This is a genomic window from Nocardia sp. CNS-044 (assembly GCF_059570515.1).
The window spans coordinates 1-16,435 of sequence record NZ_JCANSX010000013.1 but is presented as its reverse complement, the minus strand read 5'-3'; the positions used below and the strand labels follow the sequence as shown (position 1 = coordinate 16,435).

The 16,435-nt window shown below is 69.2% G+C and carries 16 protein-coding genes and 1 rRNA gene; 11 read left to right on the top strand and 6 right to left on the bottom strand.

Annotated elements, in window-relative coordinates:
- Window positions 1-74: 74 nt before the first annotated feature.
- Window positions 75-674, top strand: a complete 600-nt coding sequence (locus tag T333_RS32345) for a class I SAM-dependent methyltransferase (RefSeq protein ID WP_357255933.1) — start codon at window positions 75-77, stop codon at window positions 672-674.
- A 56-nt stretch (window positions 675-730) separates the two neighbouring features.
- Here the strand turns inward: T333_RS32345 and rffA are convergent, their stop codons facing one another.
- Both rffA and T333_RS32335 read right to left on the bottom strand, forming a co-directional pair.
- A complete protein-coding gene (rffA, locus tag T333_RS32340) occupies window positions 731-1,870 on the bottom strand; it encodes a dTDP-4-amino-4,6-dideoxygalactose transaminase (RefSeq protein WP_357255931.1) in 1,140 nt (379 codons plus the stop codon).
- Window positions 1,860-2,945, bottom strand: a complete 1,086-nt coding sequence (locus T333_RS32335) for a glycosyltransferase family 2 protein (protein ID WP_357255929.1) — start codon at window positions 2,943-2,945, stop codon at window positions 1,860-1,862. The genes rffA and T333_RS32335 overlap by 11 nt, the downstream gene beginning before the upstream one ends.
- A 179-nt stretch (window positions 2,946-3,124) precedes the next feature.
- Here T333_RS32335 and T333_RS32330 point away from each other — a divergent pair, with 179 nt between their 5' ends.
- From T333_RS32330 to T333_RS32320, 3 genes are read left to right on the top strand one after another with little or no spacing between them, the layout of a single operon-like run.
- Complete coding sequence (locus T333_RS32330; protein WP_496426864.1) at window positions 3,125-5,377, top strand: putative glycosyltransferase family protein; 2,253 nt, start codon at window positions 3,125-3,127, stop codon at window positions 5,375-5,377.
- Window positions 5,378-5,396: 19 nt separating this feature from the next.
- A complete protein-coding gene (locus T333_RS32325) occupies window positions 5,397-5,876 on the top strand; it encodes a GtrA family protein (protein ID WP_496426863.1) in 480 nt (159 codons plus the stop codon).
- Window positions 5,877-5,886: 10 nt separating this feature from the next.
- Window positions 5,887-6,105 (top strand): Trm112 family protein, encoded by a 219-nt coding sequence (locus T333_RS32320; protein ID WP_067793020.1) that lies wholly within the window; start codon window positions 5,887-5,889, stop codon window positions 6,103-6,105.
- 7 nt (window positions 6,106-6,112) lie between these two features.
- Here T333_RS32320 and T333_RS32315 read toward each other — a convergent pair whose 3' ends face one another.
- The 4 genes from T333_RS32315 to T333_RS32300 all read right to left on the bottom strand — a co-directional run bounded on the left by T333_RS32315 (window position 6,113) and on the right by T333_RS32300 (window position 10,118).
- Window positions 6,113-6,940, bottom strand: coding sequence for a TetR/AcrR family transcriptional regulator (locus tag T333_RS32315; RefSeq protein ID WP_496426862.1), 828 nt, complete (start codon window positions 6,938-6,940; stop codon window positions 6,113-6,115).
- Window positions 6,941-7,004: 64 nt separating this feature from the next.
- Window positions 7,005-7,790, bottom strand: a complete 786-nt coding sequence (locus T333_RS32310; RefSeq protein ID WP_355003974.1) for an ABC transporter permease — start codon at window positions 7,788-7,790, stop codon at window positions 7,005-7,007.
- On the bottom strand, window positions 7,787-8,518 hold the full coding sequence (locus T333_RS32305; protein WP_355003973.1) for an ABC transporter ATP-binding protein: 732 nt from the start codon (window positions 8,516-8,518) through the stop codon (window positions 7,787-7,789). The genes T333_RS32310 and T333_RS32305 overlap by 4 nt, the downstream gene beginning before the upstream one ends.
- Window positions 8,519-8,594: 76 nt before the next feature.
- Window positions 8,595-10,118, bottom strand: coding sequence for a multicopper oxidase family protein (locus tag T333_RS32300; protein ID WP_355003972.1), 1,524 nt, complete (start codon window positions 10,116-10,118; stop codon window positions 8,595-8,597).
- 181 nt (window positions 10,119-10,299) lie between these two features.
- Here T333_RS32300 and T333_RS32295 point away from each other — a divergent pair, with 181 nt between their 5' ends.
- The 7 genes from T333_RS32295 to T333_RS32265 form a co-directional block, all read left to right on the top strand.
- Window positions 10,300-10,674 (top strand): FAD-dependent oxidoreductase, encoded by a 375-nt coding sequence (locus tag T333_RS32295; RefSeq protein WP_496426861.1) that lies wholly within the window; start codon window positions 10,300-10,302, stop codon window positions 10,672-10,674.
- A complete protein-coding gene (locus T333_RS32290) occupies window positions 10,671-11,474 on the top strand; it encodes an NAD(P)/FAD-dependent oxidoreductase (protein ID WP_496426860.1) in 804 nt (267 codons plus the stop codon). The genes T333_RS32295 and T333_RS32290 overlap by 4 nt, the downstream gene beginning before the upstream one ends.
- A 41-nt stretch (window positions 11,475-11,515) precedes the next feature.
- On the top strand, window positions 11,516-12,397 hold the full coding sequence (locus tag T333_RS32285; RefSeq protein WP_496426859.1) for an RNA polymerase sigma-70 factor: 882 nt from the start codon (window positions 11,516-11,518) through the stop codon (window positions 12,395-12,397).
- A gap of 549 nt (window positions 12,398-12,946) precedes the next feature.
- A complete protein-coding gene (locus T333_RS32280) occupies window positions 12,947-13,651 on the top strand; it encodes a DNA-3-methyladenine glycosylase (protein ID WP_496426858.1) in 705 nt (234 codons plus the stop codon).
- Between the two features lie 71 nt (window positions 13,652-13,722).
- Window positions 13,723-14,142, top strand: coding sequence for a DoxX family protein (locus T333_RS32275; RefSeq protein WP_355003968.1), 420 nt, complete (start codon window positions 13,723-13,725; stop codon window positions 14,140-14,142).
- A 330-nt stretch (window positions 14,143-14,472) separates the two neighbouring features.
- Window positions 14,473-15,765, top strand: coding sequence for a tyrosine--tRNA ligase (gene tyrS / locus T333_RS32270; RefSeq protein ID WP_496426857.1), 1,293 nt, complete (start codon window positions 14,473-14,475; stop codon window positions 15,763-15,765).
- Between the two features lie 530 nt (window positions 15,766-16,295).
- Window positions 16,296-16,435 (top strand): 16S ribosomal RNA (locus T333_RS32265); the annotation flags it as partial.

Genomic DNA, 16,435 nt, shown 5'->3' with positions numbered 1-16,435 from the left:
TAGTTTGTGCGCGGGTCCGCCCGCGCGGCGCCGGAGGCCGCACCCGACGTCCGACAACCGTTCAGGGGTACTTGGTGAGTCAAAGCCTCATCTATCGCAACCGCGCCGTGTACGAGCTGCTGATGCGCGGGCTGTACGGCCGCCACTACGCGGCCAGGTACAGCGCGATCGCCGGGCTGGTGCCCGACGGCGCCGAGGTGGTCGACGTCTGCTGCGGGCCTGCGACGCTGTACACCCGCTACCTGCGCGCCAAGTCGGTCGACTACACCGGGCTCGACCTCAACGAGGGTTTCGTCGCAGGCGTCGCCCGCGCGGGCGGTCGCGGACTGGTCTGGAACATGCGCTCCGACACTCCGCTGCCGGAGGCGGACTACGTCATCATGCAGGCCAGCCTCTACCACTTCCTACCCGAACCGGGTCCGGTGCTGGACCGGATGCTCGCGGCCGCGAGCAAGGCCGTGATCGTCGCCGAACCCGTCCGCAACCTCGCGACCAGCCGCAACCGGATCCTGGCCACCGTCGGTCGACGGTTCACCAACGCGGGCGACGGCCGCCAGGCGCACCGGTTCACCGAGGCGACCCTGGACGAGTTCTTCGGCCGCTACGAGCCGCGGATCGCCCAGCGCTCGCTGATCGCGGGCGGCCGCGAGAAGTTGTACGTGCTGTCCGCCTGAGACCGTCGACCGAAAGGCGCTGTGCCGGAAGTCGAGGTGACGGCAGCGCGGGCGGATCAGACGGTGAAGGCGGTGACCGCCTCGATCACCCTGGCCACCTGCTCGTCGCGCAGATCCGGCCAGAGCGGAAGGCGCACAACGGTTCCGGAGAACTCCGCGCTGCGCACGCAGGGCCGCGGCGTGCGGCCGAGCTTCAGACCCGCCGGGCTGGAGTCCAACGGCACGTAGTGGAACGGAGCCGAGATGCCGAGACTCCCGAGGTGCGCGATGAGGTCGTCGCGGCGCTGCTCGGTGGGCGTGCGCAGGTAGTACAGGTGCGCGGTGTGCGCGCGATCCTCGGGCACGGTCATGAGCCGGACGTCGTTGCGCGCCGCCCAGTCCGCCAGCCCCGCGGCGTAGGCGTCCCACACCCGATGCCTGCCGGACTGGATCGTGTCGAACTCGTCGAGCTGCGCGTCGAGCACCGCGGCGTTCAGCTCGCTCGGCAGGTAGCTGGAACCGATGTCCTGCCAGGAGTACTTGTCCACCGCGCCGCGCAGGAAGCGGGCACGGTCGGTGCCCTTCTCCCGGATGATTTCCGCACGCGCCATCAGGATCTCGTCGGTGAGCAGCAGCGCGCCGCCCTCGCCGCAGTGCACGTTCTTGGTGTCGTGGAAGCTGAGCGTGCCGAGCGTGCCGATGGTGCCGAGCGGGCGTCCGCGCCAGCGGCCGCCGAGCCCGTGCGCGTTGTCCTCCACGACGGCGAAGCCGTGCTGGGCGGCGAGCGCGAGCAGCCCTTCCATATCGGCGGCCACACCGCCGTAGTGGATGACCACCACGGCCTTGGTGCGCTCGGTGACCGAGGCGGCCACCGATTCCGGATCCAGGTTGCCCGAGGCGGGGTCGATGTCGGCGAAGACGCAAGTCGCCCCACGCAGCGCCATCGAGGTGGCCGTCGAGGTGAACGCGAAGCTCGGCACGATCACTTCGTCCTCGGGGCCGAGCTCGAGCAGCAGACCCGCCATTTCCAGCGCCGAGGTGCACGAGGTGGTCAGCAGCGCGTGCGGCGCGGCGGTGATGGCCTTGAGCTTCGCGGTGGCCGACGCGGTGAACTGCCCGTCGCCATGGCTGTGGTCGGAGGCCAGCACGGCCTCCAGATTGGCCAGTTCCCGGCGCGCCCGGAACGGGCGGCTGAAGATGACGCGGTCAGTGCTCAACCCGGTCGGTCCCCCTGCTCGTGGTGGTGGTCAGTTCCCGCGCGTCTCGCGGGCGCGGCGTCGGTGAGTCGACGGTGAGGTACAGCGGTTTGCCCACCAGGATGTGCAGGGCGACGCCGAGGTATTCGGCGATGAGGCCCAGCGAGAACAGGATCGCGCCGGAACACAGCAGCAGCACCACGATCGTGGAGGCCCAGCCCTCCGGCGCCCAGCCGTCCGTGGTCAGCGCCTCGTACACGACGACGGCGGCCATCACCACACCGGCCAGCGCCAGCGTCACGCCGAGCATGCTGACCAGGCGCAGGCCGCGTGTTCCGCTGCACAGCACCATCTTCCAGAACAGCGAGAACAGCCTGCGGTAGTTGTAGCCGGACTCCTCGCGGCCCTCGGCGCGCAGCACCACCGGCTCCTGGACGACCTTGCCGACCACCCAGGTCAGCGCCACGTCGAGGTACACGCCGTTGGAGGCGACCTCGGCGAGCTGGCGGCCGATGTCGCCGCGGATCAGCCGGTAGCTCTCGAACCTGGTCGAATCGGGGAAGGCGAACAGCGTCGCCAGCACGATCTTGGCCCCGCGCGAGGTCAGATTGCGCAGGAACCCGTGCGGGCGGGTGTTGGTCGGCTTGGAGTAGACCAGGTCCGCGCGTCCGGTGAGCGCCGCGTCGAGGAACGCGCCGATGAAGCGCGGATCGTGCTGACCGTCCTCGTCCATGGTGACGATCCAGTCGCCGTGCGCGGCCGACATTCCGGCGATGGTGGCGGCGTCCTGACCGAAATTGCGGCTCAGCCAGACGGTGCGCACCTCGGGGTAGGTCTGCTCGAGCTCCTGCAGGACGACATCGGAGCGATCGGGCCCGTTGTCGTGCACGAGGATGATTTCCTCGACCGTGAACGCGATACCGCCCGGCGTCTCGGCGCCCGCGGTGAGCGCGTGCAGCTCGGCGACCAGTCCGCCGATGGTGTTCTCACCCCGATACACCGGCACCACAACGGAAATGCCGTGCGGCCGGTCGACGCCGGGACGTCCGTTCGCGACGGGGTCGGAGCGGTACGGGCGAGCGGAGGGAATCGGCATCAGCTGGATCAACTTTCGATGACGGTGCGTGCCGGTACTGCCCGCTGGACAGCGGGCCCCGAGCCGCGGTGAACTCTAGCACGGTGCGAACAAGGCCTTCCGTTGCAGTTCATCAGACCATCATCAACACCTCGGCGGCCGATGCCAAGCGCTGCCTTGGGCTGTAGGGTCTGGAACTCGTGACCGACAGTGCAGTACTCGACTCGCGGCCGCACTCGCGACGGGACGTCCATCGCTGGGCCGCCATCACCGTGATCGGGGTGATCGCGGGATACGCGGCGGTGCTGCTCGCCAATGTCCGGCATTACTTCACCGACGACACCGAATCCCAATACACCGCGCTGTGGGTGGGTCTCGGCCGCGCGCTGCGCGACGGCCAATTCCCGGTGATGGTCCCGGAACAGTGGATGTCGGGCAACAACACGATGGACGACGCGGGCCTGTTCAATCCGCCGCAGTTGCTGATCGATCTGATCGCGCCCTCGGTGGACAACGTGGCGCTGTACGCGACCGTCGTCAAACTGATCTTCTCCATTCTCGCCGCGACCGGCGTCTACCGGATCTGCCTGGTCTACGGCGCGCGCCCGGCCTGGTCGGCGGTGGCCGGTATCGCGTTCCCGCTGTCCGGTTTCTTCCTGTTCTTCGATCAGGCCAGCTGGATGACCGCGCTCACCGGCACCGCCTGGCTGGTGCACGCGTGGGCGTCGTCGGTGCGCTACACCCGCGGGCTGGGCGGGCCGATTCCGGTCTTCGTCTTCCTGTACCTGACGATCTCCACGCAGTACATCTTCCCGGCCGTGGAGGCGGCGCTGATGCTGCTGGCGGTGGCCGTCGGCGAGCTTGTGTACCAACGCAAGTGGCAGCCCGTCGCGCGGCTGACGGCCGTCTCGCTGTGCGCCGGACTGGCCGGACTGCTGACCTTCCTGCCCAGCATGCTCTCGGCCAAGGTGACCTGGCGCGGCACGGCGCAGATCAACAACGACCAGTTCCTGACCGTGCCGTGGTCGGAATCGCTCAACGCCAGCCTGCCCAGTTCGCTGCCCGCCTTCACCTCCTGGTGGGGCTACGTGCAGCCGATGCCGCTGACCTACATCGCGTGGTTCCTGATCCCGGCGCTGGCGTTCATCGACTGGAAGCGGGCCCGTGAGTCGTGGCGCGAGCTGAGCGCCGTCGCGCTGTTCGCCATGATCATGCTGATGTGGACCGCGGGACCGGGCTCGATCGGTCCGCTGCGCTGGCCGGTGCGCGTACTGCCGATGCTGGCCATCGGTCTGCTGGTGCTGGTGTGCGTCCTGCTCGGCCGCTACGGGACATTCCAGAACTGGAAGAACCGCGGTCTCGCGGCCGGTGTGCTGATCCTGGCGCTGTGGGTGCGGTCCTTCTCGGCCGACCCGCACCACGCGCTCTGGCACGTGGCCGCCGCGCTCGCCATCGCGGCGGTGGGCGCCACAGTGGTGTGGCTCGCCCGCGAGCGGGGTATCGCCGCGGCATGTGCGCTGACCATCGTCGCCATGTTCCCGATCGCCTACTTCCAGGTGAGCGCCGCCCAGCCGACGCCGATGCCGTGGAACCTGCCCGCCGACCGCACCGAGGCGATGGCGAAGTACCCCGACTTCACCGGCACCACCCTTCAGCTCGGCGAGCGCGGCCTGCTGCAACCGGCCGACCGCGACATCGACGCCGCCTACGGCTCCCTGGTCTTCGGCAACTACGCCAGGGCGCTGGAGCTGAAGTACGTCAACGGCTACACGCCCACCGGGCACTTCTACTTCGGTGAGCTGCTGTGCATGCGCTGGGACAGCAGCGTCTGCCCGGACGCCTACCGCAGGGTGTTCGCGCCGGAGCCGAGCACCGGCCGCCCGCTGGTCGACCTGATGAAGCTCGATCGGGTGGTGTTGCAGCGCGCGCTGTACCCCGACGCGCGCGACCAAGCCGCTCCCGAGGGCTGGAAGTGGGTGGACTACCCGGGCCACGAGCGCTACATCGCGGTGCTGGAACGTGTCGTCGGTCTGGCGTCCACCGTGAACGGGCGGGTCTCGGACACGAAGAACGTGACGGCCACGTCGATCGCGGAGACCGACACCACCAGCCGCGTCCGGGTGAGCTCGGAGCAGGGCGGACGCGTCGTCTTCGCCCGCCTCGGCTGGCCCGGATACCGAGTCACCCTGGACGGCAAGCAGATTCCGATCACCACCGTGGCCAAATCCTTCGTCGCGGTGGAGGTTCCCGCGGGCACGAAGGACGCCGAACTGGTGCTGACCTGGCGTCCGCCGGGCTGGAAGATCGGCATCGCGACCATGGTGGCCGGGCTCGCGGGTCTCGGCATGCTGCAGTGGATGTACGTGCGGTCGCGGCGGCGCGACGACGAGGCGGAGACCGAAGAACGGCCCGCGGGCGAGCCGGAGCGCGAGCTCGCGGACGTGGTCTCGTGAGCGCGCGCGAGGCGAACGCGTGAGCACCGACCAGGGTTCGGTCGCGACGACCGACACGGCCGCTTCGGGTCTGCTGCTGCGGCTGGTCCGGCGGCAGGAGGTCGCCTTCGCGCTGATCGGCGCGTTCAACACGGTCTTCGGCATGGCGTTGACCGTGGGCTGGCTGACCATGCTGCCGGACGCGGGATGGGCGCCGCTCGCCGCGGTCCCGCTCGCCTACGCCCTCGGCATCACCGTCGCGTTCGTGCTGCACCGCACCCTCGTGTTCCGGGTGCGCGGCCACGTGTTGCGCGATTTCGCGGGGTTCGTGGCGGTCAACTCCGGTGGGCTCGCGCTGAACACGGCGCTGCTCTACCTGGCCGTGACGGTGCTGCACCTGCCCGCGCAGCCCTCCGCGGTGGTGGTGATGGGACTGGTCGCGGTGGCGAGTTTCTTCGGTCATCGGCACATCTCGTTCCGCCGTCGCCCGGCCGTCGAAGCGGGCGAACCGGTCGGGTAGGTTCTCGATCATGCCCGAGGAAACCGCGTTGGACGCCACCCTGCTGAGCCTGCTCGCCTGCCCGCAGGACAAGGGCCCGCTGCTGCTGGTCCGCGACGCCGCGGGCGCCGCACTGCTCTACAACCCGCGCCTGCGCCGCGCCTACCCGATCGAGAACGGGATTCCGGTGCTGCTGATCGACGAGGCGCGCGACGTCACCGAGGCCGAGCACGAGGCGTTCACCGCCTGAGTGCACGTCACGACGACGACGGGGTCGCGGGCAGTCGCCCGGGGACCGTCTCGCCGCACGCCGCGGCTTCGTTCGCGGCCGAGCCGATGTCGCCGGTCAGGTAGCGCTGTAGCGTCGGGCCGACGGCGGCGACGAGTTCCGCTATCGGCATCGAGGCCAGCGGTTCGACGCCGATGATCTTGCGCGCCACCAGCACACCCATCAGCTGCGAGGCGGCCAGAGCCACCCGCGCGCGTCCGTCGTCCTCCGGGGTGGCGATGCGCTTGCGAACCCGTTCGAGCACCACCTCCAGCACGAAGGTGCGGGCCAGCACCGGATCGCCGCCGGTGAGCAGGCCGCGCACCGCGGCGACGATGCCGGGACCGGCGGGGGAGTCCCATACGCCGACCACCGCACCGAGGATCGTCGCGCCGAGTTGGTCCATCGGCGCGTTCTCCATGACGGTCAGGATCACTTCGGGGTCGGTCGGAAGCTCGACCACCGCTCCGAACAACTGCTGTTTGGTGCCGAAGTAGTGGTGCACCAGCGCCGGATCCACTCCGGCGTCGGCGGCGACGGCCCGGATCGAGGTCTTGTCGAAGCCCGCCTCGGCGAATCGAGCGCGTGCGGCGGCGAGGATCGCCTCCCGCGCGCCGGATCTGCCCGGCCGCCGTCCCGAACGCCCTTGCCGCTCTTCGGCTTCGATCGCATCGGCACGTCCGGACTCGTCGCGTGATCGCGGCGCCGCGTCGTCCCGCGAGACGCTTTTCCCTTCCGGGCTCTTCGACGCTCGGCGTCGGGGCGCGGCCCGCCGTTTCGAGTCTGGGCTGTGCGCCGCGACGCCTTCATCGCTCATACCTGCGCCTCGCTGGCGCTCGGCTCCGGCGTGCGCGAAGCGCGCTGCCACGTGATTCGCTCGCTCATGCGGTCCGCCTGCGTAGGGTCGCCGCACCGAGCGCGAGCGCCACCACGGCGAAGGCGGCGACGATGGCGAGATCGCGCCACATCTCCGCGGTCGCCTCTGGGTTGGTCGAAACCTGTTGCAGCGCATCGACCGCGTAGCTCAGCGGCATCAGATTGCTGATCGGTTCCAGCCAGTTCGGCAGCTGGTCGCGCGGAACGAGCAAGCCGCACAGGAAGATCTGCGGTGCGACGACGACCGGCATGAACTGCACCGCCTGAAACTCGGTGCGCGCGAACGCGCTTGCCAGCAGGCCGAGCGCGACACCGCAGATCGCGTCGACGACCGCGATCAGCACCACCCAGGCCGGGTTGCCCGCCGCCTCCAGGTCGAGCAGTCCGAACGACACCAGGCACGCGACGGTCGCCTGCGCCGCCGCGGCCAGCGAGAAGGCAGTGCCGTAGCCGCCGAGCAGGTCGAGCTTGGACAGCGGTGTGGTGAGCAGCCGTTCGAGGGTGCCCGAGGTGCGTTCGCGCTGCATGGCGATCGCGGTGATCAGGAACATCACGATGAACGGCAGGATGCCGAGCATGCTGATGCCGACCCGGTCGAACAGCGTCAGCGGCTGGTGCGGCGCGGTCGGCGCCTCGGCGTAGATGAAGTACAGCAGCGTCATCAGCAGGGCGGGGACCACCAGGATCATGGCGACGGTGCGGTGGTCGTTGCGCAGCTGGCGCAGGATGCGGGTGGTGGTCGCGGCGTACGGGCGCAGCGTCCAGCGGGCCGGGGCGATGGTGGTGGTCATGCGGCTCGTCCCATCGTGATCAGAGTGAGAAAGGCCTGTTCGAGGTTCTGCTCGCCGGTCTGTTCGCGCAGTTCGTCGGGGCTGAGCTGGGCGAGGACGTCGCCTTCGCGCATCAGCAGCAGCTTGTCGCAGTGCTCGGCCTCGTCCATGACGTGGCTGGAGACCAGCAGCGTCGTCCCGTTGGCGGCCAGCTCGTGGAACTGCTTCCACAGATCCACCCGCAGGACCGGGTCGAGCCCCACGGTCGGTTCGTCCAGCACCAGCAGGTCCGGCTGGGCGACCAGCGCGCACGCCAGCGAGGCCCTGGTCAGCTGGCCGCCGGAGAGTTCGTCGCCGCGCTGGTCGGCGTGTTCGAGCAGGCCGACGGCGGCGATGGCGGTGTCGGTGTCGTCGCGATCGCGGCCGTACAGCGCGGCGTGGTAGGCGACGTTGTCGCGGACGCTGAGGTCGGGGTAGATGCTCGGCGCCTGGGTGACATAGCCGATGCGCCTGCGCAGTTCGGCGGACCCCGCGGGCAGGCCGAGCGCGGTGACCTCGCCGGACGCCACGATCTGGGTGCCGACGATGCAGCGCATCAGCGTGGTCTTGCCGCACCCCGACGGTCCGAGCAGCCCGGTGATCGAGCCGCGCGGAATGGTCAGCGAAATGTCGTGCAGGACTTCGCGTTTGCCGCGCCGAACGGTCAGGTTCCGGATCTCGACGGCCGGAGACGACGAGGGATGAGACATGACGGCCTCAATTCATCGAGTGTTGAATTCACTGTGTGATGAATTTACCGCCGACGCACCCGGCGCGGCAAGGGGGTCAATGGCCGTGCCGGTGCGGGGGACGTCCGGGCACGCCACCGGGCTCCACGACGACGAACTGTCCCATCATGCCGAGATCCTCGTGCCACAGCAGGTGGCAGTGGTACATGTACGGCGTGTCCGGATCGGCGGGGCCGTCGAAGCGCACCGCGAGCCGCACGGTCTCGTTCGGCGCGAGGAAGACGGTGTCCTTCGGGCCGGTCAAGTGCGGCGGCGGCGCGTTCTCGCCGACCGCGAGCACCCGGAACTGCACGTCGTGGATGTGGAAGTTGTGCGGCATGCCGTCGCGGTTGTGCACGATCCAGGTCTCCGTGGAACCTCGGGTGACGGCGAAATCGATGCGGTCCATCGCCATCGGCTGTCCGTTGATGCCGCTCAGGTCGAGTTCGAAGCGGCGTTCGGTCACCGAGTCGCCGCCGTCGGGCGTGGCGGCGGGCGCCAGCGTCGTGGGCAGCGCGGGGGACGGGCGCAGAGTCGCCGCCGCGCGCAGTTCCAGCAGGTCGAACGTGTCGTCGCCGCCGTTGAAGCGCTGGGTCCAGAAGCCGAGGCCCGCGTTCAACTTGTTGCTGCGCAACACCGTTCGCTCACCGGGGCGCATGCGCACCACGATCTCCGCGCGCTCGCCCGGCGAGAGCGGCAGCTCGTGCAGGGTGGCGGGGCGTTCGAGCAGGCCGCCGTCCGTGCCGATGAGCGAGAAGGCGCGGGCGTCGTCGAAGCCGAAGGTGTAGACGCGCGCGGTGGAGGCGTTGAGCAGTCGCAGCCGGATCAGTTCGTCGCCGACCTCGCGGTAGGGGGCCAATGTGCCGTTGATCATCGTCTGCTCGCCGAGAAAGCCGACCTCCCGGAAGATCCGGTGGGTGTCCTCGAAGCGCGCGCCGCGGAAGGTCACGTCCTGCACGATGACCGGCAGGTCGTCGACGCCGTAATTCTTTGGTAGCGGCAGGGTTTCGGTCAGCTCGTCGTCCAGCAGGAACATCCCGGCCAGGCCGCGGCGCACGTGATCCTCCGTCGCGCCGTGCGGATGCGGGTGGTACCAGAGCGTCGCGGCGGGCTGGTCCACCGTCCACTGCGGCGTCCACGTCGCGCCCGCCTCGACCATCTGATGCGGGCCGCCGTCCATGGCCGCCGGGAGGTGCATGCCGTGCCAGTGCACCGTCGAGGCCTCGGGCAAGCCGTTGCGGACGCGGACCCGAACCTGTTCGCCGCGCCGGGCGCGCAGCGTCGGTCCGAGGTAGTCACCGTTGAAACCCCAGGTCTCCGTGGCCTGGCCGGGTCGGAATTCCCTACTGCCCGCGCGCATGTCGAGCTCGAACAGGCGCGTCCCGTCGGGCTCGACGCGGGACTCGGCCAGCGGTGGCACCGCGAGCTCGTTGCGAAACTCCGTGCGACCGACGGTGGAGACCGCCGCGTCCACGTACACCCAGCTGACGCAGCCGCCGATCGCGGCGAGCACGACGACGACGAAGGACGCGAGAACGACGAACAACCGCCGCCATCGACGCGGGCGGGAAACCGAAGACATGCACCGACGGTAGGAATTTCACGCTCGCGGCGACATCGGGGAGCGTCCCCATTTCGACCCTGGATCCAGCCCTGAGCGGTGTGTGACACAGGTCACTTGCTTGGGTGTCACGTTCGGCGCCGGTCGTCTGTCCCATGGTCGTCACCAACCAGCGACCGTGCAACGGATCGGAGCAACCGCCATGAACACCGAACACCGCATCGTCATCCTCGGCGCGGGCTACACGGGGATGCTGACCGCGGTGCGGCTGGCCCGCCGCACCCGCCGCCTGCCCGTGCGGATCACGCTGGTCAATCCGTCCGATCGCTTCATCGAGCGGCTGCGCATGCACCAGATCGCCGCCGGGCAGGAACTGGCCGACCACCGGATCCCCGAGATGCTCGACGGCACCGGCGTCGAATTCGTCCGTGGCTGGGTCACTTCCGTAGATCCCGAGGCGCGATTGGTCACCGTCGACGGCGATCGCGTGCTGCCCTACGACGAACTCGTCTACGCGCTCGGCAGCGCCACCGACACCGACAAGGTCCTGGGGTCGCCGAACACGCCTGGACGTTGAACGATCCGCGCACCGCGCACCGGTTCGCCGGACGGCTCGCGGCGGTGGCGGCCCAGGGCGGTTCGGTCGCCGTCTGCGGTGGAGGACTCACCGGCATCGAAGCCGCCGCCGAGATCGCCGAGCGGCACCCCGGTCTGCGGGTCACGTTGATCAGCACGGGCGAGCCCGGCGCGATGATGGGGGAGCGGGCCCGCGTCTACCTGCACCGCGCGCTGGACCGGCTCGCTATAACCCGCAACACCGGCCAGTCGGTCACCAAGGTGCTGCCCGACGCCGTCGAATTGGCCGACGGCACACTGGTTCCCGCCGACCTGACGCTGTGGACCGCGGGCGTGCGGGTATCGCCCCTCGCCGCGCGGGCGGGCATCGAGACCGACGAACGCGGGCTGATCGTCGTCGATCCGACGCTGAAGTCGGTGTCGCACCCCACCATTCGCGCCATCGGCGACGCCGCCGCGGTCCGCCAGACTTGGGGCACGATCCACGGCACCTGCCAGAGCGGCATGCCGACCGCCGCCTACACCGCCGACGCCATCGCGAAAGAGCTGCGCGGCAAGCGGGTTCGGCCGTTCCGCTTCGGATACTTCCACCAGCCGGTCAGCCTCGGCCGCCGCGACGCGGTCATCCAGTTCACCAACGCCGACGATACTCCGCGCCGCTTCCACCTCACTGGACGCGCCGCGGCGCTGTACAAGGAGACCGTCAGCAGCACACCGCCGATGGCCTTCCGGCTCAGCAAGAGGATGACCGTCGCGGTGCAGCTCTCGCGCGGTGGCCGGGCGACCCGCACAAAAGACTGACCGGTTTGCCGACTCGGTCCCGCACCAAGGAGCATGGGCTGATGACAGAGGTATCCGATCCCTTCGTCGAGCACCGGCGGCTGCTGTTCGCCACCGCCTACCGGATGCTCGGCACCGTCACCGACGCGGAGGACGTCCTACAGGACGCCTGGCTGAAGTGGCACGAAGCCGATCGGTCCGAGGTGCGTCACCCCAAGTCCTACCTGGTGCGCACCGTCACCAACCTGTCGCTCAACCGGCTCACCTCGGCCACAGCCACCCGCGAGAGCTACGTGGGGCCCTGGCTGCCCGAACCCCTGCTCACCACACCCGATTTCGCGGAGCGCACCGAGTTGGCCGACACCGTCTCCACCGCCATGCTCGTGGTCCTGGAAACGCTGACTCCGATCGAGCGCGCGGTGTTCCTGCTGCGCGAGGTGTTCGGCTACAGCCACGCCGAGATCGCCGAGACCCTGGACCGGCCGGAGGCCACGATCCGCCAGATCGCGCACCGCGCACGAAACCACGTGCGGTCCCGGCGCCCGCGCTTCGACACCGACACGACCGAACGCGCGCACGTCACCGAGCAGTTCATGGCGGCCTGCGCGGGCGGCGACCTCAACGCCCTGATGGACCTGCTCGCCCCCGACGTGACGTGCTGGTCCGACGGCGGCGGCGTCGTCACCGCAGCCCGCCGTCCGCTACACGGCCCCGACCACGTCGCCCGCTGGATCCTCGGCGTGCTCGCCAAACCCGAGTCGGCGGGCATTGCCCTCGAACTCGCCCATATCAACGGCGAAGTCGGCGCGCTGGCCCGCATCGGCGGCGTCCCGGTCGCGGCATTCACCTACGACCTGATCGACGGCCGCATCGAAAACCTGCGCTTCCAGGTCAACCCGGGGAAGTTGAAAGGACTGACGTTGGGCACGTCGACGCTGGGCTGAGCGCGTAGCTTGTCGCGGGTCGACCGAATGCTGCTCGGGCCCCACGGTGCCGACTGCGTCGATGGGGCCATCCGCGTCGGTTGCACGACTCGGACCAGTGCCAGCGATCGAAGCGCGGACGGTCGGAAAACCGCGGGATTGCGTCCACTCGCTGTGGCGACATGCACTGGGTTCCGCCGGGCAGTCCCGGTGTGGCGGTGCCGGAGTGCTCGGTGGCGGCGAAGGCAGAGTGGTGCGCGGTGAGCGCGCGGCGGTCCCGCATCGGCCCGTCGTAGCGGTGCGCGCCAAGGTTCCGCTCGGCCCTGTCTCGAAGTCCGGCCGGGTGCCGGATGAGACTTCGAGACAGGGCCTAGGCGAGTTCGCGGTGTGGCGGTGCGGGATGCCCCAGCGCCGACGACTTCAGCGCGGCACCCGATCGGACGGCTTGCCCGCGTGGGGCGTGCGAAATTCCGGCCGAACGAGTGTGTAGTGCTTCCGCTGCTGTCCGGGCCGCGTTCACCGCGCGGCGATTGACCAGCGGTTGGGCGGCTGTCGGTGCGGTCGAGGAGAATGGCCGCTGTGTCTGTCGATGATCTCGTGGTCGAACCGCCCGCCGCCGCCCGTCGCCTGCTCGGCGCAACGCTGCGGTCGGGGCCGGTGGCCGTCCGGATCGTCGAGGTCGAGGCGTACGGCGGCGATCCGGCGGGGCCGTGGCCGGACTCGGCCTCGCACTCCGGGCGCGGGCGGACCAAACGCAACGCGGTGATGTTCGGCCCCGCGGGCTTCCTCTACGTGTACCTCAGCTACGGCATGCACACCTGCATCAATGTGACCAGCGGACCCGACGGCACGGCCAGCGCGGTACTGGTCCGGGCGGGCGAGGTCGTCGAGGGATTGGATGTCGCGCGTTCCCGTCGGCCCGCGGCGCGCTCCGACAGCGATCTGGGTCGAGGGCCGGGAAATCTGGGCACTGTCCTCGGCATCACCATGGCCGACTACGGCACGCCGCTGTTCGATCCGGCCTCGCCGATCCGGCTGGAACTCGACGGCGCGGTCGACGACGCCCAGATCGCCAGCGGTCCGCGCGTCGGCGTCAGCACGGCCGCCGATCGTCCGTGGCGGTTCTGGCTGCCGCCCTCGCCCGCGGTCTCGGCGTACCGGCGCAGTCCGCGGGCGCCTCTCGCCGCCGCGGCCCCCGCGGTCGTCCCCGGCGCGGGTGGACGGGTTCGGCGCGGCGGTGCGCTGAATCAGCGGACTTCGTCCGGCAGCGATTAATTGGTCGCGAGCCCGCCGTCTTATCGGTAGAACCCGCCGCGCCCGGCGCGACCGAACCGAAGGACACGGACATGACCGCCCTCACCGCCACCGCCCCGACCACCCGTCCCGGCGCGGTCCGCAACCGCATCCTGTGGACCGTGCAAATCCTGCTCGGCTTGTTCTTCGTCCTCGCTTCCGGCATCCCGAAGTTCGTCGCCCAAGCGGACGCCGTGCGGATCTTCGACGCGATCGGCTTCGGCGACTGGTTCATGTACTTCGCAGGCCTGGTCGAGGTCGCGGGCGGCATCGGCCTGCTCGTCCCGCGCCTTGCCGGAGCGGCCGCCGCAGGACTGTCGATCACCATGGTCTTCGCCGCGGCCACCCAGGCGTTCGTCATGGACGCGCCTTCGTACTCCGTCTTCCCCCTTGTTCTCGCAGCGGTGTTCGCTTGGCTGGCCTTGGAGCGTCGCGAAAGCCTGACCGCACTGCGGGATCGGTTGTCCCGCTGAGCAATTCGACAATTCCGGCGATCGACAGATGTTCCTGTCGATCGCCGGAATTGTCGTGTGGGCGGCGTAGCAGCTGCCGCCGCGAGCCCGACTCGGCAGTCGCGGATGCGTCGGGCGGGATATCGCCGGAGACGCCATGGCCGAAACGGCTGTGTTGGACAGGTACCGAAGTCGGTGTTCGTGCCCGAGTGCGCGCGGGCGGGTCTGGATTCGGCTGTGGAGGCGCGATAGTCCTCGGTAATCCCCTGGCCCTGCCGCTCTGCGTCGCGGAGAATCGCCCCCGGTACCTGCGCATCGGCGCAGGACAGCGGTGCGGAAAGATGGGACGGCGTGAGCGGCGACATCATCGACGAACTGACCTGGCGCGGACTGATCGCGCAGTCCACCGACCTCGACGCCCTGCGCGCGGCGCTGGCCGACGGGCCGCTGACGCTGTACGCCGGTTTCGACCCGACCGCGGCGAGCCTGCACGCCGGCCACTTGGTCCCGCTGCTGGCGTTGAAGCGTTTCCAGCGAGCCGGTCACCGGCCGATCGTCCTGGCAGGCGGCGCGACCGGCCTGATCGGCGACCCGCGCGACGTCGGCGAACGCACCATGAACTCGACCGACACGGTGGCCGAGTGGGCGCAGCGGATCCGCTCCCAGCTCGAGCGGTTCGTCGACCTGGACGATTCGCCCACCGGCGCGGTCATCGCCAACAATATGGACTGGACCGGGCAGCTCACCGCTGTCGACTTCCTGCGCGACGTCGGCAAGCACTTCTCGGTCAACGTCATGCTGGCCCGCGACACCATCAAGCGCCGCCTCGACGGCGAGGGCATCTCCTACACCGAGTTCAGCTACATGCTGCTGCAAGCCAACGACTACCTGCAGCTGCGCCGCAACTACGGCTGCCGCTTGCAGGTCGGCGGCTCGGACCAGTGGGGCAACATCATCGCGGGCGTCGAGCTGAACCGCCGCGTCGACGGGGAATCGGTGCACGCGCTCACCGTGCCGCTGGTGACCTCCGCGGACGGCAAGAAGTTCGGTAAGTCCACCGGCGGCGGCAGCCTCTGGCTGGATCCGGAGATGACGAGCCCGTACGCCTGGTACCAGTACTTCGTGAACACCGCCGACGCCGACGTAGTCCGTTACCTGCGCTGGTTCACCTTCCTCACCCGCGAGGAACTCGCCGAGTTGGAGAAGGCGACCGAGGAACGTCCGCACGCCAGGGAAGCCCAGCGCAGGCTCGCCGCCGAGATGACGACGCTGGTGCACGGCGAGGAGCACACCCGCGCCGTCCAGCTGGCGAGCCAGGCCCTCTTCGGCCGCGGCGAGCTGCGCGAACTGGACGAGCCGACGCTGGCCGCCGCCCTGCGCGAGGCCGCGGTCGACGGCGAATTGGCCGAGGTCGCGCCCGGTCAGCTGGACACGATCGTCGATCTGCTCGTCGCCACCGGGCTGTCCGAGAGCCGCGGCGCCGCCCGTCGCGCGGTCAACGAGGGCGGCGCGTCGGTCAACAACCAGAAGATCTCGGACCTCGAATGGACCCCCGCCGAGGGCGACTACCTGCACGGACGCTGGTTGGTGGTGCGCAGGGGTAAGCGCAATATCGCGGGCGTCCGGCGGGCCACCGCCAGTTGATCTTGGTGTCTTGGGTCACATTCGTGTGGCCCAAGCCCGTTTTCTGCCCCATTGCAAGCCTCTGACCTGCGGAATTACATCGGTGTAGTGCGGATTTGACGCCGCGTTCGTCGCCGCGTAACTTATTCAACGTCAGAGCGACACGGACACCGACCCGGAGCCGAGACGCCAAGCCGAGAGGCTGAGCGTGGACCGGGACACGAGGTAGTACGAGGAGCGCCTGACGGCCCGCAAGGACCAGGACAATCGAATGGACTTGACTCCAGACGAGAGGCCGGTTAGGCTGGGAAAGTTGCCTCTCAGAAGCACCGGGTGAGACCGGCGCGGACGGGTGTGCGCCTGTTCTTTGAGAACTCAATAGTGTGTCGATGAATGTCAGTGCCAAATTTTGAAATTTGGTTCCGGCTCTTCACCCCCCGTGTGGAGGGCTGGACATTTAAGTCAGCTAATTTCCGGCTGGCGATTGTTTTGCTAGGTTTTCGGACTCTAGTTTAGATCTGATTGCACCTTTTGGGTGTGATTGTGAGTCTTCAACGGAGAGTTTGATCCTGGCTCAGGACGAACGCTGGCGGCGTGCTTAACACATGCAAGTCGAGCGGTAAGGCCCTTCGGGGTACACGAGCGGCGAACGGGTGAGTAACACGTGGGTGATCTGCCTCGCACTTCGGGA